Genomic DNA, 24655 nt, shown 5'->3' with positions numbered 1-24655 from the left:
TTACTTTCCTTCAATGCTCAGCGCTTCGTTCACCAGCGCTTCTTGTTGGGCTTTGTGTTGGCTGGCCAGACCCGTCGCGGGCGAGGCCGAAGTTGCGCGACCGGCATAGACCGGACGAGTGTGTTTTGCGCCAATGCGGGTCAGAACCCATTCGATATTGGGCTCAATAAAAGTCCAAGCCCCCTGGTTCTTGGGTTCTTCCTGACACCAGACCATCTCGGCCCCCTTGAAGCGCTCAAGCTCGTTGATCAGCGAATGCGCGGGGAAAGGATAGTATTGCTCGATCCGCATTAAGTAGATGTCGTCGATGCCGCGCGCATCGCGTTCCTCAAGCAGATCAAAATAGACCTTGCCCGAGCACATGACGACCCGCTTGATCTTGTCATCTGCCACCAGTTTAGTGTCCGAGTTGCCCTGTTGAGCATCATCCCACAGCACCCTATGGAAGCTCGAGCCTGTGGTGAATTCCTCGGCCTTGCTGACCGCCAGCTTATGGCGCAGCAGCGACTTTGGCGTCACCAGGATAAGCGGCTTGCGGAAGGTCCGGTGCAATTGACGGCGCAGGATGTGGAAATAGTTCGCAGGCGTTGTGCAGTTCGCCACGATCCAGTTGTCCTGACCGCACATTTGCAGAAACCGCTCAAGCCGTGCAGATGAGTGTTCTGGGCCTTGCCCTTCGAACCCATGCGGCAGCAGCGTGACCAGACCAGACATCCGCAGCCACTTCGATTCACCCGAACTGATGAACTGATCGAACATGATCTGCGCCCCGTTGGCGAAATCGCCAAACTGTGCCTCCCAGAGAACAAGCGCGTTGGGCTCGGCCAGTGAATAGCCATACTCAAACCCAAGCACCGCGTATTCGGACAGCATCGAGTCAATCACGTCATAATGTGATTGGCCCTTGCGGATATTGTTCAGCGGGTAATACCGTTCCTCGGTTTCCTGATGGACAAATCCGGAATGGCGTTGGCTGAATGTGCCACGCGTCGCGTCCTGTCCGGCCAAACGTACAGGGTAGCCTTCGGTCAGCAGAGAGCCAAACGCCAGAGCCTCGCCCGTTGCCCAGTCAAAGCCGGTTCCGTTTTCGAACATCTGTTTCTTGTGGTCCAGCAACCGGCCCACGGTTTTGTGCATCGCAAAACCTTCGGGGGCGCTGGTCAGAGCGGTGCCGATCTCGGCCAGCGTCTCTGGTGTAATTGCGGTTTCACCGCGCATGTATTCGTCTTTGTGCTTGTCCAGATGCGACCAGCGCCCATCCAGCCAGTCGGCTTTGTTTGGCTTGTAGTCTTTCCCGGCATCGAACTCTTCATTCAGATGTGCCTGAAAGGCCGCCTTCATGTCTTCAATCTCGCCTTCGGGGATAAGCCCGTCCCTGACAAGGCGCTCGGTATACAACGACAACGTGGTCTTATGCGTCTTGATCTTCTTGTACATGATCGGGTTGGTGAACATGGGTTCGTCACCCTCGTTATGACCAAACCGGCGGTAGCAGAAGATATCCAGCACCACGTCCTTGTGGAACTTCTGGCGGAACTCGGTCGCCACCTTGGCGGCATGCACCACCGCCTCGGGGTCGTCGCCATTCACGTGGAAGATGGGAGCTTCAACCATCAGCGCGATATCCGTGGGATAAGGGCTGGAACGGCTGAAATGCGGCGCGGTGGTGAAACCGATCTGGTTGTTCACCACGATATGCATGGTGCCGCCGGTCTTGTGCCCTTTCAGACCCGACAGGCCGAAGCCTTCGGCGACAACACCCTGACCGGCAAAGGCCGCATCACCGTGCAGGAGGATGCCCATCACCTTGGTGCGGTCTTCGTCGTTCAACTGGTCCTGCTTGGCGCGGACCTTACCCAGAACCACCGGGTTCACTGCCTCAAGGTGCGAGGGGTTTGCGGTCAGCGACAGGTGAACGCTATTGCCATCGAACTCTCGGTCGCTTGACGCGCCGAGGTGATATTTCACGTCGCCTGATCCATCCACGTCTTCGGGCTTGAAGCTGCCGCCCTGAAACTCGTTGAAGATCGCGCGATAGGGCTTGCCCATCACATTGGCCAGAATGTTCAGACGACCCCGGTGTGGCATACCGATGACGATATCGCTGAGGCCCAAGGCGCCGCCGCGCTTGATGATCTGTTCCATCGCGGGGATCAGTGCCTCGCCACCGTCCAGACCAAACCGCTTGGTGCCCATGTATTTCACATGCAGGAATTTCTCGAAACCCTCGGCCTCGACCATCTTGTTCAGGATCGCCTTGCGGCCTTCCTTGGTGAAGGCGATTTCCTTACCGAACCCCTCGATGCGTTCTTTCAGCCACGCGGCCTCTTCCGGGTTCGAGATATGCATGTATTGCAGCGCGAAGGTGCCGCAATAGGTCCTCTTCACGATCTCGACGATTTGGCGCATGCTGGCCATCTGCAGGCCCAGCACGTTGTCAATAAAGATCGGTCGATCCATGTCAGCATCGGTGAACCCGTAAGTCTTCGGGTCCAGCTCGGGATGCGTACTGGCGGCGCGCATGCCCAGCGGGTCCAGATCAGCTGCCAGATGGCCCCGGATACGATAGGCCCTGATCAGCATCAGCGCCCGCAGGCTGTCCAGCACCGCGCGCTTGATCTGGTCATCACTGACCTCAACACCCTTGGCCGCCGCCTTATCCTTGATTTTGTTGCCCGCTGCTTTGGCGTCGATCTCGGCCCACTCGCCAGTCAACGCACCGGTCAGATCATCCGCAGGCATCGGAGGCCAGTCGGTCCGCGCCCACGAAGGCCCCTCGGCCTCGCGCTGCACATCCGGCGCGTCATCGCCCATGGCCTTGAAGAACTCGACCCAGGCAGCATCCACAGCGCCCGGGTTCTTGGTGTACTGGGCATAAAGCTGCTCCAGATATTCGGCATTATGCCCCTGCATGAAGCTTGAGGCATGAAAGGCGGTGTTGGGCGAGTGTTCGGTCATTGGGCTACCTCATATGGGTTGGGACCGTATTGGTTGGTGCCTGGTTCGCTGTGGCGGGTCAGCCACCACAGAACCAGGAGGGGCGACACAAACAGGACAAGAAGTGTCGGAATGACAATAAGAAGAGTTGCGCGGGTGAACAGGATATCCAACGTGCCGCCATGGAACTGGCTGGCAAGGCCGATGCCAAAGATCAGGACGGCAAGCGCACCAAGTATCAGCAGGATCGGCAGCAGAGCATAAAGCCCGCTGCGCCCCGTATCATGCATCCGCCGCCACGCGACGGCCAAATGGGGGAAGAAGACAATCAGGCTGACGATGCTTTGGACCGGGCCCGTCGAGGTGGCCGTGACGGATTTGGAAGTCTCTGTTTCGGTCACAGCGACCTGAGTGAAAAACTGCCAGTCGATGATCCCGGCGATGATGTTCCAGATCACGATGAACAGGAAAAAGAACCAGTATTCGGGCCGCGAAGCACGGCCCGAAAAGGTGAAAAACTTGGAGAAACAGGTTTTAATGGCTTCGCCGAAAGTCATGTTTACCGCTCCTCCCAAAGCAGTCAAATTCTGGTCAACCGATGGCTTCCAGCACAGCCTCACCCAGCTGCGCCGGGCTTTCGGCCACGACGATACCAGCCGAACGCATGGCTTCGATCTTGTCCTCGGCGCCGCCTTTGCCGCCGGCGACGATGGCGCCCGCGTGGCCCATGCGGCGGCCAGGAGGGGCCGTGCGGCCCGCGATGAACCCTGCCGTGGGCTTCTTGCGGCCTTTCTTGGCCTCATCTGCCAGGAATTGCGCGGCTTCTTCCTCGGCCGAGCCGCCGATCTCACCGATCATGATGATCGACTCGGTTTCGTCATCTGCCAGGAACCATTCCAGCACGTCGATATGCTCGGTGCCTTTGATCGGGTCGCCGCCGATGCCCACACAGGTGGACTGGCCCAGACCCACATCGGTGGTCTGCTTGACGGCCTCATAGGTCAGGGTGCCCGAGCGCGACACAACGCCGACCGAGCCGCGTTTGTGGATGTGGCCCGGCATGATGCCGATCTTGCAGGCGTCGGGCGTGATGACACCGGGGCAGTTCGGGCCGATCAGACGCGAGTTTGAACCTTCCAGCGCGCGTTTCACCTTCATCATATCCAGAACCGGGATGCCTTCGGTGATGCAGACGATCACTTCCATCTCGGCGTCAATCGCTTCGAGGATCGAGTCCGCTGCAAAGGGCGGCGGCACGTAGATCACGCTGGCGTTGGCTTCGGTCACATGCTTGGCCTCGTGAACCGAGTTGAACACGGGCAGGCCCAGATGCTCCATCCCACCTTTGCCGGGGGTCACGCCGCCGACCATCTTGGTGCCATAGGCGATGGCCTGTTCGCTGTGGAATGTGCCCTGCGAGCCGGTAAAGCCCTGACAGATCACTTTGGTATTTTCGTCGATGAGGACTGCCATCTGGCGTTCTCCTTTATACGGCAGGCTTCTGCCCGCCAAAATCTTGGGAAAGGCGGGCTGAAGCCCACCCTACGGGATGACACTCAGCCTTTGACGGCCTTCACGATTTTCTCGGCACCGTCTTTCAGGTTGTCCGCTGCGATCACATCGAGGCCCGAGGTGTTGATGATCTCTTTGCCCTTCTCGACATTCGTGCCTTCCAGACGCACGACCAGCGGGACCTGCAGGCCCACCTCTTTCACCGCGGCAACGACGCCCTCGGCAATCACATCACAGCGCATGATGCCGCCGAAGATGTTGACCAGAATGCCTTTGACGTTGGGGTCTGAGGTGATGATCTTGAACGCCTCGGTTACTTTCTCTTTGGTCGCGCCACCGCCAACATCCAGGAAGTTGGCAGGCTCGGCACCGTAAAGCTTGATGATGTCCATCGTGGCCATCGCAAGACCGGCACCGTTGACCATGCAGCCGATCTCACCGTCCAGCGCGATGTAATTCAGGTCGTATTTGGACGCTTCCAGTTCCTTGGGGTCTTCCTCGGTCGTGTCGCGCAACTCGGCAATATCCGGGTGGCGGTATACCGCGTTACCATCAAAGCCGACTTTTGCGTCCAGTACTTTCAGGTCGCCCTTGTCCGAGACGATCAGCGGGTTGATCTCCAGCATCTCCATGTCCTTCTCGACGAAGGCATTGTAGAGCTGGTTCATCAGCTTGACGCATTGTTTGACCTGCGCGCCTTCCAGTCCCAACGAGAACGCGATGCGGCGGCCGTGATAGGGCTGATAACCAGTGGCGGGATCAACCGAGAAGGACAGGATTTTCTCAGGCGTCGCAGCGGCCACCTCTTCGATGTCCATGCCGCCTTCGGTCGAGCATACGAATGAGATACGGCTGGTCTGGCGGTCCACCAGCAGGGCCAGGTAAAGTTCACGTTCGATGCCTGAACCGGCTTCGATGTAGATGCGGTTCACCTGCTTGCCTGCGGGGCCGGTCTGATGGGTGACCAGCGTGCGGCCAAGCATCTTCTTGGCTTCTTCGGCGGCTTCTTCCACCGATTTGGTCAGACGGACACCGCCTTTTTCACCGGCGTCGGCCTCTTTAAAGGAACCCTTGCCGCGACCACCCGCGTGGATTTGCGCCTTGACGACCCAAAGCGGCCCGTCCAATTCACCGGCTGCGGTTTTGGCTTCCTCGGCGCGCAGAACTGCGCGACCATCGGAGACCGGAGCGCCATAGCTGCGAAGAAGCGCTTTGGCTTGATATTCGTGAATGTTCATCGAAATTGTCCCGTCTGACTACGATTACACCGTTATAGGGGTGTCTAAGCGCCAAAATTAAAGAGTTTTTTGACGGGTCACGGGAAATTGTCGAAGATTTTCAGTATTTGTGATCACAGGTTTTTGGGGTGTGATCACAAAAATTGCGGGGCGTGGAAATTGATTCGATGATCCGGGATCATGCCCACAAAACACATTCATAGATGAGTTTTGCGACGTTTGCGCGAACATCTTTTAGCCAGCTTGGCACCGTGTAAAAGAAAACCGGCCCGTGAAGAGGGCCGGTTCATTGGTTTTAGGGTTCGTGACTTAGGCCAGCGAGCTGTCGATGCCCTTGCATGCTTCGATCAGGCCCTTAACGGCATTGACCGAATTGTCGAAACCGGCCTGTTCTTCTTCGTTCAGCTTGATGTCGACGACGCGCTCGATGCCACCTGCACCGATTACGGTAGGCACGCCGACATACATGCCGTCGACACCCAGTTCGCCGTTGCAATAGGCAGCACAGGGCAGAACGCGTTTCTGGTCTTTCAGGTAGGCTTCGGCCATTTCGATCGCCGAAGTCGCCGGTGCATAGAAAGCCGAGCCGGTCTTCAGCAGGCCAACGATTTCTGCGCCGCCGTCACGGGTGCGCTGAACGATGGCGTCCAGTTTTTCCTGCGTGGTCCAGCCCATCTCAACCAGATCGGGCAGCGGGATACCGGCAACGGTCGAGTAGCGCACCGAAGGCACCATTGTGTCGCCATGGCCGCCCAGAACAAAGGCGGTGACGTCGCGCATGGACACATTGAACTCTTCCGACAAGAAGTGTGCGAAACGGCCCGAGTCCAGAACGCCCGCCATGCCGCAGACTTTGTTGTGCGGCAGGCCCGAGAATTCACGCAGCGCCCAAACCATCGCGTCCAGCGGGTTGGTGATGCAGATGACGAACGCATCCGGAGCGTTTGCGGCGATGCCTTCACCGACCGATTTCATGACCTTCAGGTTGATGCCCAGCAAGTCGTCGCGGCTCATGCCCGGCTTGCGCGGCACGCCAGCGGTGACGATGCAGACGTCGGCACCGGCGATGTCCTCATAGGACTGGGTGCCCTTCAGTTTGGCGTCGAAGCCTTCCGAGGGGCCGGATTCGGCGATGTCCAGCGCCTTTCCTTCCGGGGTGCCTTCGGCGATGTCGAACAGCACGACGTCACCAAGTTCTTTCATTGCAGCGAGGTGGGCGAGCGTGCCGCCGATCTGACCTGCGCCGATCAGCGCGATCTTGGGTCTGGCCATTTGGAATATCTCCGGTCGGTTTTGAAATCGCGGTTGTGCTAGTCGTAAAAGCGGCGTCACGCAAGCCTTCTGCGGCGCGGCATGCCACCGCATACCGTTTGCACACACCCCGCCGATTGCGCTAAACCGCCTGTGAATCATGCATATTTCCGGGGTGCCTGATGTTCGAGATGAACCTGATGTTTTTTGCAGTGGCGATCCCGGCGGTGATCTTCGCGGGCATCTCGAAAGGTGGGTTCGGCTCGGGAGTGGCGTTTGCATCTTCGTCGATTCTGGCTCTGATACTGACGCCAGGACAGGCGCTAGCACTAATGCTGCCGATACTGATGGTGATCGATCTGGCGACGTTAAAGCCGTATTGGAAACGCTGGAGCTGGCCGGATTCGCGCCTTCTGATGTTGGGCGCAGTACCCGGTATCGCGCTGGGCGCGTGGCTTTATCGTGCGACGGATGACGATCTGCTACGTCTGTTGATTGGCGGAATATCGGTCGGTTTCGTGATCTGGCACGTTGCCCAGACCAGAGGCTGGGTACGGGGCTTTGCCAACCGGTTGCCTCCATCGGCGGGTTTGTTTGCCGGGCTGATCGCCGGATTCACTAGCTTTGTCAGCCATGCGGGCGGCCCACCCGCCGCCGTGTACCTGCTGTCACAACGCCTGACGAAAACCGAATTTCAAGCCTCAACCGTGCTGGTCTTCTGGGTGATCAACGCCGTCAAATTCGTGCCCTTCGCCTATCTGGGCCTCTTCACTTGGCACACAGCCTTGGCAGACCTCTTGCTGACCCCGTTTGCGATCCTCGGGGCCTGGCTGGGCGTCCGGGCGCATTTCATGCTCTCCGAACGATTGTTTTTTAACATTGCCTACGTCTTGCTGACCCTGACGGGAAGCAAACTGATCTGGGATGCGCTGGTTTAGGTGTTGGGCGGCAGCGTTTCGGCCAGTGTTTCATAAGACTGGCCTGAGGCGATCAGGCAGGTCACACCTTCCGGCAAGGTCACAACAATGGTCCAGCTGCCGGTTTGGTCCGAGGCATACACCTCCATCACCGCTCCCTGACGCACAATACCGATGCCTCGTCGGGTTTCGCCATAGGACTTTGCCAATCGCTTGATCACGTCCTCGCGTGGCGCACAATTCTGTGCGCTGACTTGTTGCGCTGCCAGTACCATGATGCCCAAGCCAATCGTCATTTTCAGCATAATCGTTTTCATTGGTCACCCCTTTCAAGCTCTTCCTCAAAGCAGCGTGCCGTAGGCAAAAGGACATCGCGTTAAGGCAACGCACGTTGCGCAGCGCAGGAAATGCTGCGCTGCGGCGATTTTGTTCTTGAACTTTCCGTCAAAAAATGCCCCATTCCGCGCAACATTATTTCAATGGGAGAGTCCAGTGGACCCGCGCCAACGCCCCTATCGCTCGGTACTATACATCCCCGGCTCGCGTGAACGCGCGCTTGATAAGGCCCGCACATTGCCGGTGGACGCCATCATCTTTGACCTTGAAGACGCGGTTGCGGCTGATGAGAAAGAGAACGCGCGCGAGACCCTCAAGGCGGCTTTGGCCGCCGGAGGCTATGGTGCTCGGGTCAAGATTGTGCGGATCAACGGGCTTGATACCGAATGGGGGCGCGCGGATGCCGAAGCCGTGCGCGAGATGGATGCAGATGCCGTTCTGTTGCCAAAGGTGAGTTCTGCTGCGGATGTGGATGCGCTGACCTCAATCACCGGAGACCTGCCGATCTGGGCGATGATGGAGACGCCGCGCGGGATGCTGAACGCAGCCGAAATTGCCGCACATCCGCTGATGGCAGGCTTTGTCATGGGGACCAACGATCTTGCGAAAGAGCTGCAGACGCGCTTCCGCCCCGACCGTTTGCCGATGATGACCTCGCTTGGCCTGTGCCTGCTGGCGGCCAAGGCCGAGGGGCTGATCATCGTCGATGGCGTCTACAATGCCTTCAAGGACACCGACGGTCTGGCCGCCGAGTGTGCCCAGGGCCGCGACATGGGCTTTGATGGCAAAACCCTGATCCACCCGGCCCAGGTCGACATCGCAAACTCCGCCTTTGCCCCTTCCGAGGATGAGATTGATCTGGCTCGCCGTCAGATTGCCGCTTTCGAGGAAACCGAGTCGCAGGGGCAGGGGGTCGCCGTTGTCGATGGCAAGATTGTTGAAAACCTACACGTTGTAACTGCCCGCGAAACTCTGGCAAAAGCAGAGGCGATAGTAGCTTTGCAAGCGGGGTAAGCCAGTATGGGCTTTGTTCTTCTGATCCTTGGTGTGGCACTTTGGTGGGCCGCACATCTTTTTAAGCGCGCGATGCCGGAACGACGTGCCGCCATGGGCGACGCGGGCAAGGGCGTCGTGGCGCTCGCCTTGGTGGCCTCGGTATTGTTGATGATCTTCGGTTATCGCATGACCGATTTCATATATGTCTGGGCGCCGCCAACCTTTCTGATTCACGTCAACAACCTGCTGGTGTTGATCGCGTTCTATCTGGCCAGCCCTGCGGGAACCAAAGGTCGCCTGTTGAACAAGGTCCGTCACCCCATGCTGGGTGGCTTTAAACTCTGGGCATTTGCGCACCTGTTGGTGAACGGTGATCTGGCCTCGATCATCCTGTTTGGTGGCTTGCTGGCCTGGGCAATTGTCGAAGTAATCGTGATCAACAAATCCGAACCAGACTGGGCGCCGGGCGAACCCGGCACATACGGCAAAGATGCCATGTTCTTTGTGGGCTCCATCGTGCTGCTGGGCGTTGTGGGCTATATTCACGGGCTGGTTGGTCCGTCTCCGTTTGGTGGATAAGGGGCCTAATCAATGGCGAAACTTTATCGTTTGTTGACCGAGGAAGACACATCAGCCTTCTGCCACAAGGTCTCGGACGCGTTGGCAATGGGATGGGAGCTTTATGGCGACCCGTCCTATGCCTTTGACGCCGCAAATAACGTGATGCGTTGCGCGCAGGCTGTGACCAAAGAGGTCGCCGCTGATTACACCCCCGACATGAAACTGGGACAGCAATAATGGCAAAAACCAATCCGGGTAACTTTTTCGAGGATTATTCAGTCGGGCAGATCCTGCATCACGCCGTGCCGCGCACGGTGACGGATGGCGAGCGCGCGCTTTATCACGCGCTCTATCCCGCGCGACACGCACTCTATTCCTCGGATGAGTTCGCCCGGAATTGTGGCCTGCCGCAAAGTCCGATTGACGATCTGGCGGCCTTCCATGTGGTGTTCGGTAAAACGGTTCCCGATATCTCGCTGAATGCAGTCGCCAATCTGGGTTATGCCGAAGGGCGCTGGCTGCAACCGGTCTACCCCGGTGATACGCTGCGCGCTGAATCTGAGGTGATCGGCCTCAAGCAGAACTCGAATGGCAAAACCGGTGTCGTCTGGGTCCGTACCCGCGGGCTGAACCAGCGCGACGAAGTGGTGATCGAGTATGTTCGCTGGGTCATGGTGCGCAAATCAAACCTCGATGCGCCTGCACCAGAGACGGTGGTGCCCAATCTGAAAAAGGCGCTTGATGTCAGCGATCTGGCGGTACCGCAGGGGCTCGATTTCTCGAAATATAATTTTGTACAATCCGGCGAAAACCACCGCTGGGATGCGTACAACACGGAAGAAACGATCGATCACGTCGATGGCGTGACCGTCGAAGAGGCCGAGCACATGCTGGCCACCCGCCTGTGGCAGAACACCGCCAAAGTGCATTTCGACCTCACCTTCCGACCAGAGGGGCGGTTGATCTATGGCGGCCACGTTATCTCGATGGCGCGTGCCTTGTCGTTTAATGGCCTGGCGAATGCGCAGATGATCGTTGGTCTGAACGGAGGTGCCCACGCCAACCCTTGTTTCTCGGGCGATACGATCAAAGCCTGGTCCGAAGTTTTGGACAAGGCCGAGACCGGAACTCCCGGAATCGGTGCCATCCGCTTGCGCCTTGTTGCGACCAAAGGCGGCGAGCCTTTCACTTTGCGCAATGACGAGGGGAGATATCTTCCTAACGTTCTGCTAGATTTGGATTATTGGGCTCTTATGCCGATGTAGCCAATGCCTTCTGGCGGCTGACATTCAAGTGATCACGGTCCGCGAAATCCATGCTACGCTTGGCGCATGATGATGTTTCGTGCGCTCGCCGCCAGCCTGTATCTGGCATCTCAGGCCTATGCTTGTGATTTGGCTCTGGCCTTGGCCGTAGACGTTTCAGGCTCGGTTGATTCCGAGGAATATCGTATCCAAATGGACGGTCTTGCCGCAGGTCTGCGGGACCCTATCGTATCCGAGGCCTTGGTGCGCGGACAGGCTCGGCTGATGCTTGTGCAATGGACAGGCAGTTCTCGCCAGAGGATCACGATCCCCTGGACCCGGATCGATAGTTTTAACACCCTGGACCGTTTTGCTGATCAGGTCGCAGCTGACCCTCGTGTCTGGCGTAACTTCTCAACTGCGATAGGTGAGGCGCTCGATATGACGGTTGCCAGCTTTGACGACGTGCCCGAATGCGAAAGGCATCTTATTGATCTTTCGGGCGACGGAATTTCGAATGAAGGAATCGAGCCGTCGACCATCCACGCCAAACTGCGGGATCGCGGCATCACCGTGAACGCGATCGCGATTGAAGAAAGTGAACCCGATCTGACAGCCTATTTCTTTGAGAACGTCATCGTTGGCGAGGGGGCCTTCGTTGTCTCTGCAGCAGGCTTCGCGGATTATCCCGAACGTATTCGCAAGAAGCTTTTACGCGAGGTGACACAGCAGACTGCAGGGCTGACGCCGCTCCAATAATAGATTCGTGATCACATTGCTTTTTCATTGAAAACGCTAACATTGGCGGTATCGAATGTGATTTGTGATCACGAGAATATTTTGTGTGATCACAAACACGGCTTATCAGCGATTTTGCGTTAAATTTACTGGATTTTGCACCTGCAGCGCGTGACAGAGTCGTAAAAAACAGTAAAACGTTCGGTAGCCAACCGAAAAGGAGCCAACATGGCCGATGTAAATCGAGGCAACCGCCCGCTTTCTCCACATTTGACGATCTATCGTCCACAGATGACGTCCATATCTTCGATTATGGTGCGCATCACGGGTCTTGCGTCTTTTGGTTTGGCTTTGTTGGTCGTCTGGTGGTTACTTGCTGCGGCCACATCGGAAAGCGCCTTTGAGCTGATCAATGGATTGATGACCAGTTTCCTGGGGGATCTGATCATGTTCGGCGCGGCTTGGGCCATTTTCTATCACATGCTGGGCCGTTTGCGGCACGTCATCTGGGATCTGGGATATTGCGTGAATGTTGAAGTGTCCGAGAAGATGGGCATTGGCATGTTCGTGCTGGCAACTGTTCTGGCTCTGATCACAGCCGTAGCGCTTTAAGGGGAGGTTCGCGATGCAGTTTCTCACAGACCGTAAACGCGCGCAGGGCATGGGGGCCGGACGTGCAGGTACACATCACCACTGGCAAATGATGCTCAGCTCGGCGGCATTGGTCATCCTTGTTCCGCTGTTTGTATTTACCTTCGGGCACGCCCTAGGTGGAACCTACGAAGAGGCTCTGGCCTATTACAGCCGCCCGTTCCCAGCGATTATCATGGGTCTGACACTGGTTGTTGTCGTCCCGCATTTGTTGCGCGAAGCCCAGGAAGCGATTGAGGACTACGTGCATGGCGTCGCGGAAAAGCTGGCGCTGATGGCAGCGCAGGCCTTTGCATACACACTGATTGCTGCGGGTCTGTTTGCGCTCGCGCGTCTGGCTCTCGGATATGCGCAGTAAGGAACAAGAACAATGACAGCAGCATATGAATACGAAACCCACGAATATGACGTGGTGGTTGTCGGTGCCGGTGGCGCGGGTCTGCGTGCAACATTGGGCATGGCCGAGCAGGGTTTGCGCACCGCTTGCGTGACGAAGGTATTCCCGACCCGTTCACACACAGTGGCCGCCCAAGGCGGCATTGCGGCGTCCTTGTCGAATATGGGGCCAGACCATTGGCAGTGGCACATGTATGACACCGTAAAGGGCTCGGACTGGCTGGGTGACACCGATGCGATGGAATACCTGGCGCGTGAAGCACCCAAAGCCGTATATGAGCTAGAACACTACGGAGTGCCATTCAGCCGGACCGAAGAAGGCAAGATCTATCAGCGCCCATTTGGTGGCCACACCACCGAATTTGGCGAAGGCCCCGCTGTGCAGCGGACCTGTGCCGCCGCCGACCGGACCGGTCATGCGATCCTGCACACGCTGTATGGTCAGTCGCTGAAGAACAACGCCGAGTTCTACATCGAGTATTTCGCCATTGATCTGATAATGTCTGAGGACGGACAGTGTCAGGGTGTCGTGTGCTGGAAGTTGGACGACGGCACAATGCACGTCTTTAACGCCAAGATGGTTGTTCTGGCGACCGGCGGCTATGGCCGCGCCTATTTCAGTGCAACCTCGGCACATACCTGCACCGGCGACGGTGGCGGTATGGTGGCCCGCGCGGGTCTTGCACTGCAGGATATGGAATTTGTTCAGTTCCACCCAACCGGCATCTACGGATCGGGCTGCCTGATCACCGAAGGTGCACGTGGTGAAGGCGGATACCTAACCAACTCGGAAGGCGAGCGATTCATGGAGCGCTATGCGCCTCAGTACAAAGACCTCGCGCCGCGCGACTACGTTAGCCGTTCAATGACCATGGAAATTCGCGAAGGGCGCGGCCACGGTGACAACGGCGATCACATCCATCTGAACCTCAGCCATTTGCCAGCCGAAGCTTTGGCGGAACGCCTACCGGGCATTTCAGAATCTGCGCGCGTCTTTGCCGGTGTTGACGTTACCAAGGAACCGATCCCGGTTCTGCCGACCGTGCACTATAACATGGGTGGTATCCCGACGAACTATTGGGGTGAAGTTCTGAACCCGACAGCCGACAACCCGACCGCCGTGGTCCCTGGTCTGATGGCTGTGGGCGAGGCCGGGTGTGCCTCGGTTCACGGGGCAAACCGTCTTGGTTCAAACTCGCTGATCGACCTCGTGGTGTTTGGCCGTGCGGCGGCGATCCGGGCGGGCAAAGTTGTGGATGCCGACGCGTCGAACCCGGTTCTGAACCAGGCCTCTGTAGATAAAGCGTTTGACAGGTTCGATGCGGCGCGCAACGCCAGCGGCGCAATTCCAACCGCAGATCTGCGGCTTGAGATGCAGCGCACCATGCAAGAGGACGCGGCGGTTTTCCGCACCTCGAAGACCATGGCTGAGGGCGTCGAGAAGATGACCGCGATCGCTGCCAAGATGGACGACCTGAAGGTTTCTGACAGATCGTTGGTCTGGAACAGCGATCTGATGGAGACGCTCGAGCTTACCAACCTGATGCCAAGCGCGCTCGCCACCATCGTTGGTGCCGAAGCGCGTAAGGAATCCCGCGGTGCACACGCCCATGAAGATTTCACCGAGCGTGACGATGAGAACTGGCGCGTCCACACGGTCAGCCGTGTCGATGGCAATAAAGTAGAGCTTAGCTACCGTCCGGTTATCGTTGATCCGCTGACGACCGAAGACGAGGGCGGCATCAGCATGAAAAGAATCGCGCCCAAGGCGCGGACGTTCTAAGGAGAGGAACCCATGGTACAACTGACCCTCCCCAAGAATTCCCGGATCACCACCGGTAAAACCTGGCCCAAGCCCGACGGCGCGACCAATGTGCGCAAATTCCAGATCTATCGCTGGAACCCGGATGATGGCCAGAACCCGCGCGTCGATACTTATTTCGTCGATATGGATACTTGCGGCCCGATGGTTCTGGACGCTCTGATCAAGATCAAGAATGAGATCGATCCGACTCTGACCTTCCGCCGTTCGTGCCGCGAAGGCATCTGTGGCTCCTGTGCGATGAACATCGACGGGATCAACACGCTGGCCTGTATCTATGGCATGGATGAGATCAAGGGCGACGTGAAGATTTACCCGCTGCCGCATATGCCGGTCGTGAAGGACTTGATCCCCGATCTGACGCATTTCTATGCGCAGCACGCCTCGATCATGCCGTGGCTAGAGACCAAGACCAACCGTCCGGCGAAAGAATGGAAGCAGTCCATCGAAGACCGCAAAAAGCTAGACGGTCTGTATGAATGTGTGATGTGCGCCAGTTGCTCGACCTCGTGCCCCAGCTATTGGTGGAACGGCGACCGCTATCTTGGCCCGGCAGCATTGTTGCACGCCTACCGCTGGATCATCGACAGCCGGGATGAGGCCACGGGCGAGCGTCTGGACGAGCTGGAAGATCCGTTCAAGCTGTATCGCTGCCACACCATCATGAACTGTGCCAAAACCTGCCCCAAGGGTTTGAACCCGGCCAAGGCGATCGCCGAGATCAAAAAGATGATGGTCGACCGCGCGGTCTGATCGTGCACTAAATCAACGCACTTGCCGAGTTGCGGCAAGTGCATGACGCCTCTGCAAAACTATGCGATGCGTTTATTCCCCTGCGGTTCTAAGTTTGCTGCAGGGAGGAGTGATGAGTTCGAAAAGAGGTCACTCCAATGAGCACGCAAAACAAAAAACACGACGCCGCCAAAGCTCTGGAACTGCTGGAGCAAGCCTGGTCGTATTATACGCCCGAGCCCAAAGTTCCGGCCAAAGACGAAACACCGGAATTGTTTGAATACGCGAACGCAGCCTGACCGTGTCGGCTTGAAAAATTCAACACAATAGGCAATGCAGAGCTATGCCCGTTCTCTTGCTTCTGCTCGCCGCTGGCGTATTTGCCTATTTTTTCTGGCGGTCCCGCACGTCGTCCCTGACGCGCGACTGCAGGTGGCGGCAACATCGTAGCGAGGGCCAGTGGCGCTGCGCGTATTGTGGCGCGGTTTCAAAATCTGATGCCGAGCCTACGCAGTGTCTGAAAGGGCAATAGCTGTGGTTGGGGGGTTCCCCACCGGGCCGAACTGCGCCACTCTCAGCCCATGTCAGAATCTCGGAACACGCCCCGCCCACCCGCTGATGCAGATGCGCGCCGCGCGATTGCACCCGTTATTTGCTACCCCAATGACGGGCTGCCAAAGCCCGATCTCGGGCTTTATCAAACTGCGCGTGATGGAGCGAAAAAGACGGGCGAGGTGCTGGTACCGCCACGAGATGCTCGGTGCTTTGAGGTCCCTGCTGGGCATTTCTTTCGGATTACTTCTGTTGAAGGATCGCAGGTTGGCGACCTGAACCTGTGGAACCTCAACGACCTGACCGAGCGGTTTTATTCCGGCAAGACACGCGCGTTACATGGCACGCATATCACCTTAGGTGAGCGCATGTGGTCGAGCTTTCCACATATGCGACCGATGGCGACAATCATTGCAGATACGCTGGGGTGGTACGGAATCGATGATTTCGGCGGGTCGGTGCACGATGTGATCGGGACCCGATGTGATCCCTATACCGGTAATTTGCTAGCTGGATCCCAGTACCATCACTGTTGCCATTCGAATCTGACACGCGCGCTGGCGGATCATTTGGGCGTCTCTTTGGCCGAAGCCGAGCCTGCGGTACATGATGTGTTGAACGTGTTCATGTGCACCGGTTTCACGCGTGATACCGGGCAGTATTTCATGAAAGCCTCACCTGTCCGTCCGGGAGACTATCTTGAGTTTTTCGCCGAGATTGACCTGCTGGGAAATCTAAGCGCGTGCCCGGGCGGTGATTGCTCGTCCGAGCATTCATCGGATACCGCAGCCTGTTATCCCCTGCTGGTAGAAACCTTTGCCCCGGCTGAAGGTGCGCTTGAGGGATGGCGCAGCCCCGCGCGCAACGGATATGACCGCACGCACGGGCGCTAGATATCGCGCAATTCAGCTGTCCGGGAACGCCGCCTGCAGCGCGATTTCGACCATGTCGCCAAAACTGCTTTCTCGGTCCGATGAGGGCAGGGCTTCGCCGGTCAGCAGGTGGTCCGAGACTGTCAGTACCGCCAATGCGCGGCATTTGTGACGCGCGGCAAGGATGTAAAGCTCTGCCGCTTCCATCTCGACACCCAAAATACCGTGCCGAACCATTTGTTCGTTCAGGTCCGGGCGTTCGTCATAAAAGACATCGGATGAATAGATGCCGCCAACATGGGTTGGCGTACCTTTGGCTTGTGCAGCCAATGCTGCAGACTGCAAAAGACCCCAATCCGCGCAAGGGGCGAAGTTCATTTCTCTCATGATCCCGCGCGAAGGGGTGCTGAGTGTGGTCGACGTCATCGCCAGAATAACATCACGCACATTCACACTGTCTTGCATCCCGCCACATGACCCGATCCGGATCAGAGTTTTGGCGCCGTAGTCACGGATCAATTCGTTCACGTAGATCGACAGAGAGGGCATCCCCATGCCACTACCCTGAATGGTAACACGATTTCCTTTCCAGGTGCCGGTGAACCCCAGCATGCCACGCACTTCGTTTACCAGCTTTACGTCTTCAAGAAACGTTTCGGCCGCCCATCTTGCGCGATACGGGTCGCCGGGCAAAAGAACGGTTTCGGAAATCTCGCCTTTTTGGGCTCCAATATGGATAGTCATTTTGCCACTTGCCCCCGATCAGATTTCCAGATCAGTAATATCGGTACCGGCTTTTATGGCGTCATGAACCCACTGCGGTTTGCGGCCCCGCCCGGTCCAGGTTTGCGACGGATTGTTCGGATTTTGATACTTCGCTTTAGATGATTTTACCGATTTAGCGCTGTCTCCTGACAATTCAGACAACGAAAACCCATATTCCGCCGCCGCCTTTTCGGCGGCTTTCAACGCTTCTTTTCGCTCACGCACTTCGGCGGTTTTTAGCGCCTTTTCGACCCGATTGCGCAATTCGAGCAGTTCTTTGCGCGACATTATTTCAAGATCGATCGCCATAATCTTCTCCATTTCGGCTATTCCCCTACTTATTGCAGGGGAAATTGAATAAACCCGAACCTATCTATTCCCATTTTACCGGAAATAGAAATGGAGATTTCTGTAATATGCTTTTCTATTCAGCCGCAATTTCCGTTGGGTCAACCAACGTGACGATATCGCCCATGATTGCATTCAATTCGAAATTTTTCGGCGTATAGATTTTCGATACACCCAGGGAACGCAATTGATCCGCGTCCTCATCGGGGATGATCCCACCAACAATGACGGGAATATCGCTTAGCCCTGCTGCTTTCAGCCGCGTCATCACGTCCTTCACCAAAGGCAGGTGGCTGCCAGAGAGGATCGATAGACCAATCACATGCGCTTTGTCTTCTTGTGCCGCAGTTACGATTTCTTCGGGCGTAAGACGAATACCTTCGTAACTGATATCCATGCCACAGTCGCGTGCGCGGAAGGCGATCTGTTCGGCTCCGTTCGAGTGTCCGTCAAGACCAGGTTTGCCAACAAGAAACTTCAGCCTGCGCCCCAGACGGTCGCTTACCGCATCTACGGCCGCGCGCAAGTCTTCCAGACCTTCGGTTTTGTTCGAAACAGATCCCGAGACGCCGGTTGGTCCACGATATGTACCGTAGGCCTTGCGCATTTCCTCGGCCCATTCGCCAGTTGTGACACCGGCCTTGGCCGCAGCGATTGAAGGTGCCATCACATTGGCACCAGATTTCGCTGCTTCGCGCAGGGCTTGTAACGCCGCAGCCACGGCGGCGTCATCCCGATCCGCACGCCAGTCGTTCAAGCGCCCGATTTGTTCCTGTTCAACCGCCGGGTCGACGACCATGATGCCGCCATCCTCGGTCTGCAAAGGCGAGGCTTCGCCCTCGGTCCATTTGTTTACGCCAACGACAACGGTTTCATTGCGTTCAATACGGTTAAGGCGCTCGGCATTGGACTCGACCAGCCGCGATTTCATGTATTCGATCGAGGCTACCGCGCCGCCCATCGATTCGAGATTAGCCAATTCGGCCCGTGCGCCATTTTTAAGTTCTTCGACTTTGGCGTCGACAACCGGATTGCCGTCGAACAAATCGCCATATTCCAGCAGATCGGTTTCATAGGCGAGGATTTGTTGCATCCGCATCGACCATTGCTGATCCCAAGGACGAGGCAGGCCGAGCGCTTCGTTCCATGCAGGCAACTGCACCGCACGTGCGCGGGCACGTTTGGATAGCGTCACCGCAAGCATTTCAATCAGTATGCGATAAACGTTGTTTTCCGGCTGCTGTTCGGTCAGCCCCAGCGAGTTTACCTGAACGCCATAACGGAATCGGCGGAACTTGGGGTCTTCAATGCCATAGCGCTGCTGCAGAATTTCGTCCCAAAGATCCACAAAGGCGCGCATTTTGCACATTTCGGTGACAAACCGGATGCCCGCATTCACAAAAAACGAAATCCGCCCGCAGAGTGCCGGGAAGTCTTTAGCTGGAACGCGCGGGCGAAGTTCGTCCAGCACTGCAATGGCAGTCGCCAGAGCATAGGCCAGCTCTTGCTCGGGCGTCGCGCCTGCTTCTTGCAGGTGGTACGAACACACGTTCATCGGGTTCCATTTGGGCACGTTATCGTAGCAATATTCGGCCACGTCCGCGATCATCTTCAGCGATGGCTTGGGTGGGCACACATAAGTGCCGCGGCTCAGGTATTCCTTGATCAGGTCGTTCTGGACGGTCCCCTGCAATTTCGAGACATCCGCGCCCTGTTCCTCGGCAACTGCGATATATAGCGCCAAAAGCCAAGGAGCAGTCGCATTGATCGTCATCGAGGTATTCATCTGTTCCAGCGGAATTTGATCGAACAGAACCCGCATGTCCCCCAGATGGCAGATCGGAACCCCAACTTTTCCAACTTCGCCGCGCGCCAAAGTGTGATCGCTGTCATACCCTGTTTGGGTTGGCAGATCGAAGGCCACGGACAGGCCGGTCTGACCTTTGGCTAGGTTCGCACGATAAAGCGCATTTGACGCTTTGGCCGTTGAGTGACCGGCATATGTACGGATGAGCCAGGGGCGATCTTTCTGCAACTGCGTCATGGGTCGGGCCTCGCGGATCGGTGGGTAACAAAATTACGTTCTATGGTGGTAAATAGTAATTTTCAGTACATGTCAATTCGCTGCGTTGCGGCATCGACGGTTTCTGCAGATTGTGGGTGGTCGCGTTTGATGGCACTGTGCCCGAATGATGCAGACTGTGGAAATCCCGCTTTGGCTGTTTGTGCTGATCGTGCTGTTTGCCGCGGTCACATTTGCCTCGCATTTTTTGTTTCCGTCGGTGCGCTGGTTTTTCCGCCGCCGCCTTGAGCGCGCCGTCGCACGGTTGAACAAGCGCCTTCAGCGCCCGATCCAACCGTTCAAGTTGGCGGGGCGGCATGACATGATTCAACGGCTTATCTATGACCCGCAAGTAAGCCGGGCGGTGCAGCAGCATGCCAAAGAAGAAGGTGTGCCTGACGCTGTTGCCTCAGAATTGGCACGGCGTTATGCGCGCGAGATTGCGCCCTCATTCTCGACAGTGGCGTATTTCAGCATCGCGATCCGTTTTGCCCGTATGCTGAGTAACGCCTTTTACAAGGTGCAGTTGGGTTACGAGGACAAAGCCGCGCTGGACAGTATCGATCCCGATGCGACGGTCGTTTATGTCATGAACCACCGCAGCAATATGGATTACGTGCTGGTCACCTATCTGGCGGCAGACCATTCGACCTTATCCTATGCTGTGGGCGAGTGGGCCCGTGTCTGGCCACTAAGTCGATTGATTCGCGCGATGGGGGCCTATTTCATTCGCCGCAAGTCGGGTAGCGACCTATATCGACAGGTCCTTGCAAGCTATGTAAGGCACGCGACCGAAGCGGGCGTGACGCAGGCCATGTTCCCTGAGGGCGGGCTGAGTCTGACTGGCAAACTGGGGCGCCCCAAGCTGGGATTGTTGAAGTATATCCTTGACGGAGTCGAACCGCAGGGGCGGGATGTGGTGTTTGTTCCGGTTGCTTTGAACTATGATCGGGTGCTTGAAGATACCGTATTAACAGCGGCAGCGAAGGATAGTGAACGCCGCTTCCGCGCGCGGATCGGGGTTATCACCCGCTGGTCGCTCAAGCAGATTTGGCGCAAGCTCCTCGGGCGCTACAAGAGATTCGGGATTGCCTCGGTGCGGTATGCGACACCGATTTCCCTGAAGGAATTTCGAGTCGCGCACGAACGGGACCTAACAACCGATCTGGCCCGCGAGTTGATGCGCAGGATCGGCGCCGCAATTCCCTTTGTTCCAGTGCCTGCTGCGTGTCGGCTGGTTCAGGAAGAAGGTGAGATGTCAGAGCAGGAGTTGAAGGCGCGTTTGCTGACGTTGGGCGGCGACGCGGTTGCCCAGGATGATGGAGAGGCTGTTGACGATGCCATCAATCAGTTGGTCGAGCGACGGATTCTGCGTCGTGAGGCTGGAGTGTTGCGCCCATCAGGCGAGCGATCAGAGCTGCTTGCTTATTACGCGGCAGCATCAGAACCCGTTGTTCGGGCTGAGAATGATGCAAGTGCAGAAAGTATTTCTGCAACTGCTGGGTCATAAAATTACAAAATAGATACCAAAAACGGTTGCAATATTACTCAGAGGCTAATATTTCGTCTTTGGAAAGCCGCGATTCTGCGGCGCGGCAACAGTTGGAAAAAGGAGGCCAGCATGGCTTTGGATGTCGACAGCGGTATCGCGTCGTATGAGGCACCGGAAAAGGACCTCTACGAGATGGGTGAAATCCCCCCGATGGGGTATGTTCCCAAGCAAATGTATGCCTGGGCGATCCGGAAAGAGCGCCACGGTGAGCCAGACACAGCGATGCAGTTGGAAGTCGTTGATGTCCCGAAGCTGGACAGCCACGAAGTGCTGGTTCTCGTTATGGCGGCGGGTGTAAACTACAACGGCGTCTGGGCATCGCTTGGCAAGCCGATCAGCCCGTTTGATGGCCACGGCCAACCCTTTCACATCGCAGGTTCAGATGCGTCGGGCATCGTCTGGGCGGTTGGTGACAAAGTGAAGCGCTGGAAAGTCGGCGATGAAGTCGTGATTCACTGCAACCAGGACGATGGCGATGACGAACACTGCAACGGTGGTGATCCGATGTATTCGCCCAGCCAGCGCATCTGGGGATATGAGACACCTGATGGCTCGTTCGCGCAGTTTACAAATGTTCAGGCACAGCAGCTGATGCCGCGTCCCAAGCACCTGACCTGGGAAGAAAGCGCCTGCTACACGCTGACCTTGGCAACAGCCTATCGGATGCTTTTTGGGCACGAACCGCACGATCTAAAGCCGGGCCAGAACGTCCTGGTTTGGGGCGCATCGGGCGGTCTGGGCTCTTACGCGATACAGTTGATCAACACTGCGGGTGCCAATGCGATCGGCGTGATATCGGATGAAAGCAAGCGTGAGTTTGTGATGGACCTTGGCGCCAAAGGCGTCATCAACCGCAAGGATTTCAACTGCTGGGGCCAGCTGCCCACGGTGAATACTCCGGAATATGCTGAATGGTTCAAAGAAGCCCGCAAGTTTGGCAAGGCCATCTGGGATATTACCGGCAAAGGTGTGAACGTCGACATGGTGTTCGAGCACCCCGGCGAAAGCACATTCCCGGTGTCTACTTTTGTCGTAAAAAAGGGAGGTATGGTTGTGATCTGCGCCGGGACCACTGGCTACAATCTAACCTTCGACGTGCGTTACATGTGGATGCACCAGAAACGCTTGCAGGGCTCGCATTTTGCGCATCTCAAACAGGCATCGGCTGCAAACCAGCTTATGGTCGAGCGTCGCTTGGATCCGTGCATGTCCGAAGTGTTCACTTGGCAGGATCTGCCTGAGGCGCACATGAAGATGATGCGCAACGAACACAAGCCGGGCAACATGTCGGTGCTGGTTCAGGCTCCGCATACAGGCATGCGCACCCTTGAAGAAGTATTGGCTGCCCGCGACTAACGGTCTCAGGCAAACAGCAGCTGCAACACCCGCAGGGCGCAAACACGCCTTGCGGGTGTTCATCGTTTCTATCGATGATTATGCATTTTCAATGCTTTAAGAAATCGCACCCCGCTATTTCTGGGGAGTAGAAAGCAGCGAGTAGGCCGAATTAGTCTGCACATGTTATGGTTGTGTTAACCCTTCGTTAACTATTTCGGGGACACCCTGATGGCGCAAAATGAGTGGATTTTGGACGTTCTGTCGGACCTCAACGCCTTTGCTGTGGCGAATGGGTTGAGCGCGCTGGCCGAGCAGCTTGACGACACAAGACTGATCGCCGCGGCCGAGATTGCGTCCTCAAAGGATGAGGCTTGCGCGCCCGCGAATGGGAAGAAAATTCGATTTGAGCCAGATCCTAGGGGATTTGGAAAGCACCAGCACGCTTGACGAGCTGACCAGCGTAGCAGTCCAGTTGCGGGACAAGCTGCAAATTGACCATATGACATATCATTGGGTTGATGGGGCCGGGGATCAATACGGGTTCACGACTTATTCGGATGCCTGGGATGAACGGTATCGAGACAGGAATTATCATCGTATTGATCCGGTTATTCTGGGTTGTTTTCAGCGATTTCACGCTGTGGACTGGAAACAGCTGAACTGGTCGGGCAAAGCAGTAAAGGCCTTCCTGCAGGACGCGCAGGAACATGGCGTCGGCAATCAGGGCTATTCGATCCCGCTGCGGGGGCCAGGCGGGCAATTCGCGCTGTTTACGGTCAACAACAGCTGTGATGACATCGCATGGCAGGCATTTGTCGAAACGTATGGCCGAGATCTCATATTGGTGGCGCATTTCCTCAATCGAAAAGCGCTGGAATTTGCAAAAGAACGGCAGCCGGACAACATGCGGGGGCTCTCGCCCCGCGAAATCGATGCAATGACATTGCTGGCGCTGGGGTATAGCCGAGCGCAGGTGGCGCACTCGCTTTCCATTTCTGAGCATACGCTCAGGGCCTATATCGAAAGCGCACGCTCAAAACTCGGTGCGCAAAATACGACTCATGCAATCGCCACTGCACTCAGTAGAGGATTAATAGTCGTTTAACGACCGTACGGTGGTCTCACCTTAAATTAACCACGTGTTCGTACCCCCTTTGTTCCAACTATGGACGATAAGGGGAACACGTCATGTTGCGTTATTTGTATGCCGATGAGCTGCATAACTTTCCGGAATTGGCCAGGGGGATGTTCAGGGATCGCGCGGATCAGTTCAAAACCCGCCTTGGCTGGGATGTTAAGGTTAATGAAAAGGGGGAAGAGCGGGATCAGTACGATGACCTGAACCCGCTCTATGTGATTTGGGAAGAGGCAGATGGCAGCCATGGCGGGTCCATGCGGATCCTACCGACGACCGGTCCGGTCATGGTGAACGACATATTCGGACATCTCACCGGGGGCAGTCCGATCCGAAGCCCACTAATCTGGGAGGTCACTCGCTTTTGCCTCTCGCGCAACGCCAGCGCTCATACTGCTGGGGCCATCATGCTGAGCGGCGGTGAGGTGATGGAAGGGTTTGGCCTGACCCACATAGCGGGCGTTTTTGATGCCCGCATGATCCGGATCTACCGTATGATCGGATCGTCTCCGGTGGTTTTGGGCACCGAAGGGAAAGGGCGCGATCAGATCTCGGTCGGCCTGTGGCCTTATTCAGCGGATGATTGCAACCGTGTAGCAGCCCGTGCAGGCATCCCGCGAGAGTTGTCGCGCCTGTGGTTCAAGACAGCATTTGGCCATGGCGCACAGCACCGGTTCGCTTTGTCGGCATAAGCATACGG

At 56.8% G+C, this 24655-nt stretch carries 26 protein-coding genes; 17 read left to right on the top strand and 9 right to left on the bottom strand.

Annotated elements, in window-relative coordinates:
* From ACR0EN_RS13840 to mdh, 5 genes are all read right to left on the bottom strand, one after another.
* The gene (locus ACR0EN_RS13840) at positions 1 to 2958 is read right to left on the bottom strand and encodes a 2-oxoglutarate dehydrogenase E1 component (protein WP_170647118.1); all 2958 of its coding nucleotides are present in this window, start codon (positions 2956 to 2958) and stop codon (positions 1 to 3) included.
* Entirely contained in the window at positions 2955 to 3494 is a 540-nt protein-coding gene (locus tag ACR0EN_RS13835; protein WP_480587261.1) for a DUF805 domain-containing protein, read from the bottom strand. Before ACR0EN_RS13835 ends, ACR0EN_RS13840 begins: the two co-directional genes overlap by 4 nt.
* A 34-nt stretch (positions 3495 to 3528) precedes the next feature.
* Positions 3529 to 4410: a succinate--CoA ligase subunit alpha gene (gene sucD, locus ACR0EN_RS13830; RefSeq protein ID WP_170522246.1), complete on the bottom strand. Its 882-nt coding sequence runs from the start codon at positions 4408 to 4410 to the stop codon at positions 3529 to 3531.
* A gap of 83 nt (positions 4411 to 4493) precedes the next feature.
* Positions 4494 to 5687, bottom strand: coding sequence for an ADP-forming succinate--CoA ligase subunit beta (gene sucC, locus ACR0EN_RS13825; protein ID WP_170395786.1), 1194 nt, complete (start codon positions 5685 to 5687; stop codon positions 4494 to 4496).
* Positions 5688 to 5996: 309 nt separating this feature from the next.
* Positions 5997 to 6959, bottom strand: coding sequence for a malate dehydrogenase (mdh, locus tag ACR0EN_RS13820; protein WP_170353522.1), 963 nt, complete (start codon positions 6957 to 6959; stop codon positions 5997 to 5999).
* 161 nt (positions 6960 to 7120) lie between these two features.
* On the opposite strand from mdh, the gene ACR0EN_RS13815 reads away from it, so the two are divergent.
* Entirely contained in the window at positions 7121 to 7876 is a 756-nt protein-coding gene (locus ACR0EN_RS13815) for a sulfite exporter TauE/SafE family protein (RefSeq protein WP_170395788.1), read from the top strand.
* Here ACR0EN_RS13815 and ACR0EN_RS13810 read toward each other — a convergent pair.
* Positions 7873 to 8172, bottom strand: coding sequence for a hypothetical protein (locus tag ACR0EN_RS13810; protein WP_170626171.1), 300 nt, complete (start codon positions 8170 to 8172; stop codon positions 7873 to 7875). The two genes, ACR0EN_RS13815 and ACR0EN_RS13810, sit on opposite strands and share 4 nt — an antisense overlap.
* A gap of 175 nt (positions 8173 to 8347) precedes the next feature.
* On the opposite strand from ACR0EN_RS13810, the gene ACR0EN_RS13805 reads away from it, so the two are divergent.
* From ACR0EN_RS13805 to ACR0EN_RS13755, 11 genes are all read left to right on the top strand, one after another.
* The gene (locus tag ACR0EN_RS13805) at positions 8348 to 9205 is read left to right on the top strand and encodes an HpcH/HpaI aldolase/citrate lyase family protein (RefSeq protein ID WP_170395792.1); all 858 of its coding nucleotides are present in this window, start codon (positions 8348 to 8350) and stop codon (positions 9203 to 9205) included.
* A 6-nt stretch (positions 9206 to 9211) separates the two neighbouring features.
* Positions 9212 to 9766 carry an NnrU family protein gene (locus ACR0EN_RS13800; RefSeq protein WP_170395794.1) on the top strand — a complete coding sequence of 185 codons (555 nt, stop codon included), beginning with the start codon at positions 9212 to 9214 and terminating at the stop codon, positions 9764 to 9766.
* 12 nt (positions 9767 to 9778) lie between these two features.
* Positions 9779 to 9985, top strand: a complete 207-nt coding sequence (locus ACR0EN_RS13795; protein WP_480587258.1) for a DUF1737 domain-containing protein — start codon at positions 9779 to 9781, stop codon at positions 9983 to 9985.
* On the top strand, positions 9985 to 11013 hold the full coding sequence (locus ACR0EN_RS13790) for a MaoC family dehydratase (RefSeq protein ID WP_480587255.1): 1029 nt from the start codon (positions 9985 to 9987) through the stop codon (positions 11011 to 11013). The genes ACR0EN_RS13795 and ACR0EN_RS13790 overlap by 1 nt, the downstream gene beginning before the upstream one ends.
* A 66-nt stretch (positions 11014 to 11079) precedes the next feature.
* Positions 11080 to 11751, top strand: a complete 672-nt coding sequence (locus tag ACR0EN_RS13785) for a DUF1194 domain-containing protein (protein WP_480454258.1) — start codon at positions 11080 to 11082, stop codon at positions 11749 to 11751.
* A gap of 207 nt (positions 11752 to 11958) precedes the next feature.
* Positions 11959 to 12342, top strand: a complete 384-nt coding sequence (sdhC, locus tag ACR0EN_RS13780; RefSeq protein WP_170395798.1) for a succinate dehydrogenase, cytochrome b556 subunit — start codon at positions 11959 to 11961, stop codon at positions 12340 to 12342.
* Between the two features lie 13 nt (positions 12343 to 12355).
* Positions 12356 to 12739 carry a succinate dehydrogenase, hydrophobic membrane anchor protein gene (locus tag ACR0EN_RS13775; RefSeq protein WP_170395800.1) on the top strand — a complete coding sequence of 128 codons (384 nt, stop codon included), beginning with the start codon at positions 12356 to 12358 and terminating at the stop codon, positions 12737 to 12739.
* A 12-nt stretch (positions 12740 to 12751) separates the two neighbouring features.
* Positions 12752 to 14560 (top strand): succinate dehydrogenase flavoprotein subunit, encoded by a 1809-nt coding sequence (gene sdhA / locus ACR0EN_RS13770; protein ID WP_170395802.1) that lies wholly within the window; start codon positions 12752 to 12754, stop codon positions 14558 to 14560.
* Positions 14561 to 14572: 12 nt separating this feature from the next.
* On the top strand, positions 14573 to 15352 hold the full coding sequence (locus ACR0EN_RS13765; RefSeq protein ID WP_170408332.1) for a succinate dehydrogenase iron-sulfur subunit: 780 nt from the start codon (positions 14573 to 14575) through the stop codon (positions 15350 to 15352).
* A gap of 137 nt (positions 15353 to 15489) precedes the next feature.
* Positions 15490 to 15630, top strand: a complete 141-nt coding sequence (locus tag ACR0EN_RS13760) for a hypothetical protein (protein ID WP_170818599.1) — start codon at positions 15490 to 15492, stop codon at positions 15628 to 15630.
* A gap of 282 nt (positions 15631 to 15912) precedes the next feature.
* Positions 15913 to 16776, top strand: coding sequence for a DUF1989 domain-containing protein (locus ACR0EN_RS13755; RefSeq protein ID WP_170818600.1), 864 nt, complete (start codon positions 15913 to 15915; stop codon positions 16774 to 16776).
* 12 nt (positions 16777 to 16788) lie between these two features.
* Here ACR0EN_RS13755 and deoD read toward each other — a convergent pair whose 3' ends face one another.
* The 3 genes from deoD to ACR0EN_RS13740 form a co-directional block, all read right to left on the bottom strand.
* A complete protein-coding gene (gene deoD, locus ACR0EN_RS13750) occupies positions 16789 to 17499 on the bottom strand; it encodes a purine-nucleoside phosphorylase (protein ID WP_170818601.1) in 711 nt (236 codons plus the stop codon).
* Positions 17500 to 17517: 18 nt separating this feature from the next.
* Complete coding sequence (locus ACR0EN_RS13745; RefSeq protein ID WP_170423729.1) at positions 17518 to 17829, bottom strand: H-NS histone family protein; 312 nt, start codon at positions 17827 to 17829, stop codon at positions 17518 to 17520.
* A 115-nt stretch (positions 17830 to 17944) separates the two neighbouring features.
* The gene (locus tag ACR0EN_RS13740; protein ID WP_480587251.1) at positions 17945 to 19912 is read right to left on the bottom strand and encodes a methylmalonyl-CoA mutase family protein; all 1968 of its coding nucleotides are present in this window, start codon (positions 19910 to 19912) and stop codon (positions 17945 to 17947) included.
* 145 nt (positions 19913 to 20057) lie between these two features.
* Here ACR0EN_RS13740 and ACR0EN_RS13735 point away from each other — a divergent pair, with 145 nt between their 5' ends.
* From ACR0EN_RS13735 to ACR0EN_RS13715, 5 genes are all read left to right on the top strand, one after another.
* Entirely contained in the window at positions 20058 to 21440 is a 1383-nt protein-coding gene (locus tag ACR0EN_RS13735; protein ID WP_170612891.1) for a 1-acyl-sn-glycerol-3-phosphate acyltransferase, read from the top strand.
* A gap of 111 nt (positions 21441 to 21551) precedes the next feature.
* The gene (ccrA, locus tag ACR0EN_RS13730) at positions 21552 to 22838 is read left to right on the top strand and encodes a crotonyl-CoA carboxylase/reductase (protein WP_170395824.1); all 1287 of its coding nucleotides are present in this window, start codon (positions 21552 to 21554) and stop codon (positions 22836 to 22838) included.
* 210 nt (positions 22839 to 23048) lie between these two features.
* The gene (locus tag ACR0EN_RS13725) at positions 23049 to 23267 is read left to right on the top strand and encodes a hypothetical protein (protein WP_152610760.1); all 219 of its coding nucleotides are present in this window, start codon (positions 23049 to 23051) and stop codon (positions 23265 to 23267) included.
* Positions 23206 to 23925 (top strand): helix-turn-helix transcriptional regulator, encoded by a 720-nt coding sequence (locus ACR0EN_RS13720; protein WP_170395826.1) that lies wholly within the window; start codon positions 23206 to 23208, stop codon positions 23923 to 23925. Before ACR0EN_RS13725 ends, ACR0EN_RS13720 begins: the two co-directional genes overlap by 62 nt.
* 83 nt (positions 23926 to 24008) lie before the next feature.
* A complete protein-coding gene (locus ACR0EN_RS13715) occupies positions 24009 to 24647 on the top strand; it encodes an acyl-homoserine-lactone synthase (RefSeq protein WP_170423735.1) in 639 nt (212 codons plus the stop codon).
* The last annotated feature ends 8 nt before the right edge of the window (positions 24648 to 24655 follow it).

It is taken from the genome of Ruegeria sp. AB7 (genome assembly GCF_056542625.1).
Note: the sequence above shows the minus strand (reverse complement) of the source record. Positions and strands in the feature narration are given on the sequence as shown.

Excerpts from the sequence above, each read along its gene's own strand:
- ACR0EN_RS13790 (WP_480587255.1), top strand. The coding sequence starts at position 9,985 with ATGGCAAAAACCAATCCGGGTAACTTTTTCGAGGATTATTCAGTCGGG.
- ACR0EN_RS13800 (WP_170395794.1), top strand. The coding sequence starts at position 9,212 with ATGGGCTTTGTTCTTCTGATCCTTGGTGTGGCACTTTGGTGGGCCGCA.
- ACR0EN_RS13795 (WP_480587258.1), top strand. The coding sequence starts at position 9,779 with ATGGCGAAACTTTATCGTTTGTTGACCGAGGAAGACACATCAGCCTTC.
- ACR0EN_RS13760 (WP_170818599.1), top strand. The coding sequence starts at position 15,490 with ATGAGCACGCAAAACAAAAAACACGACGCCGCCAAAGCTCTGGAACTG.
- sdhA (WP_170395802.1), top strand. The coding sequence starts at position 12,752 with ATGACAGCAGCATATGAATACGAAACCCACGAATATGACGTGGTGGTT.
- deoD (WP_170818601.1), bottom strand. The coding sequence starts at position 17,499 with ATGACTATCCATATTGGAGCCCAAAAAGGCGAGATTTCCGAAACCGTT.
- sdhC (WP_170395798.1), top strand. The coding sequence starts at position 11,959 with ATGGCCGATGTAAATCGAGGCAACCGCCCGCTTTCTCCACATTTGACG.
- ACR0EN_RS13775 (WP_170395800.1), top strand. The coding sequence starts at position 12,356 with ATGCAGTTTCTCACAGACCGTAAACGCGCGCAGGGCATGGGGGCCGGA.
- sucC (WP_170395786.1), bottom strand. The coding sequence starts at position 5,687 with ATGAACATTCACGAATATCAAGCCAAAGCGCTTCTTCGCAGCTATGGC.
- ACR0EN_RS13725 (WP_152610760.1), top strand. The coding sequence starts at position 23,049 with ATGGCGCAAAATGAGTGGATTTTGGACGTTCTGTCGGACCTCAACGCC.
- ACR0EN_RS13765 (WP_170408332.1), top strand. The coding sequence starts at position 14,573 with ATGGTACAACTGACCCTCCCCAAGAATTCCCGGATCACCACCGGTAAA.
- ACR0EN_RS13785 (WP_480454258.1), top strand. The coding sequence starts at position 11,080 with ATGATGATGTTTCGTGCGCTCGCCGCCAGCCTGTATCTGGCATCTCAG.
- ACR0EN_RS13740 (WP_480587251.1), bottom strand. The coding sequence starts at position 19,912 with ATGACGCAGTTGCAGAAAGATCGCCCCTGGCTCATCCGTACATATGCC.
- ACR0EN_RS13815 (WP_170395788.1), top strand. The coding sequence starts at position 7,121 with ATGTTCGAGATGAACCTGATGTTTTTTGCAGTGGCGATCCCGGCGGTG.
- ACR0EN_RS13835 (WP_480587261.1), bottom strand. The coding sequence starts at position 3,494 with ATGACTTTCGGCGAAGCCATTAAAACCTGTTTCTCCAAGTTTTTCACC.
- ACR0EN_RS13755 (WP_170818600.1), top strand. The coding sequence starts at position 15,913 with ATGTCAGAATCTCGGAACACGCCCCGCCCACCCGCTGATGCAGATGCG.
- ACR0EN_RS13715 (WP_170423735.1), top strand. The coding sequence starts at position 24,009 with ATGTTGCGTTATTTGTATGCCGATGAGCTGCATAACTTTCCGGAATTG.
- ACR0EN_RS13810 (WP_170626171.1), bottom strand. The coding sequence starts at position 8,172 with ATGAAAACGATTATGCTGAAAATGACGATTGGCTTGGGCATCATGGTA.
- ACR0EN_RS13745 (WP_170423729.1), bottom strand. The coding sequence starts at position 17,829 with ATGGCGATCGATCTTGAAATAATGTCGCGCAAAGAACTGCTCGAATTG.
- mdh (WP_170353522.1), bottom strand. The coding sequence starts at position 6,959 with ATGGCCAGACCCAAGATCGCGCTGATCGGCGCAGGTCAGATCGGCGGC.
- ACR0EN_RS13720 (WP_170395826.1), top strand. The coding sequence starts at position 23,206 with ATGGGAAGAAAATTCGATTTGAGCCAGATCCTAGGGGATTTGGAAAGC.
- ACR0EN_RS13735 (WP_170612891.1), top strand. The coding sequence starts at position 20,058 with ATGATGCAGACTGTGGAAATCCCGCTTTGGCTGTTTGTGCTGATCGTG.
- sucD (WP_170522246.1), bottom strand. The coding sequence starts at position 4,410 with ATGGCAGTCCTCATCGACGAAAATACCAAAGTGATCTGTCAGGGCTTT.
- ACR0EN_RS13840 (WP_170647118.1), bottom strand. The coding sequence starts at position 2,958 with ATGACCGAACACTCGCCCAACACCGCCTTTCATGCCTCAAGCTTCATG.
- ccrA (WP_170395824.1), top strand. The coding sequence starts at position 21,552 with ATGGCTTTGGATGTCGACAGCGGTATCGCGTCGTATGAGGCACCGGAA.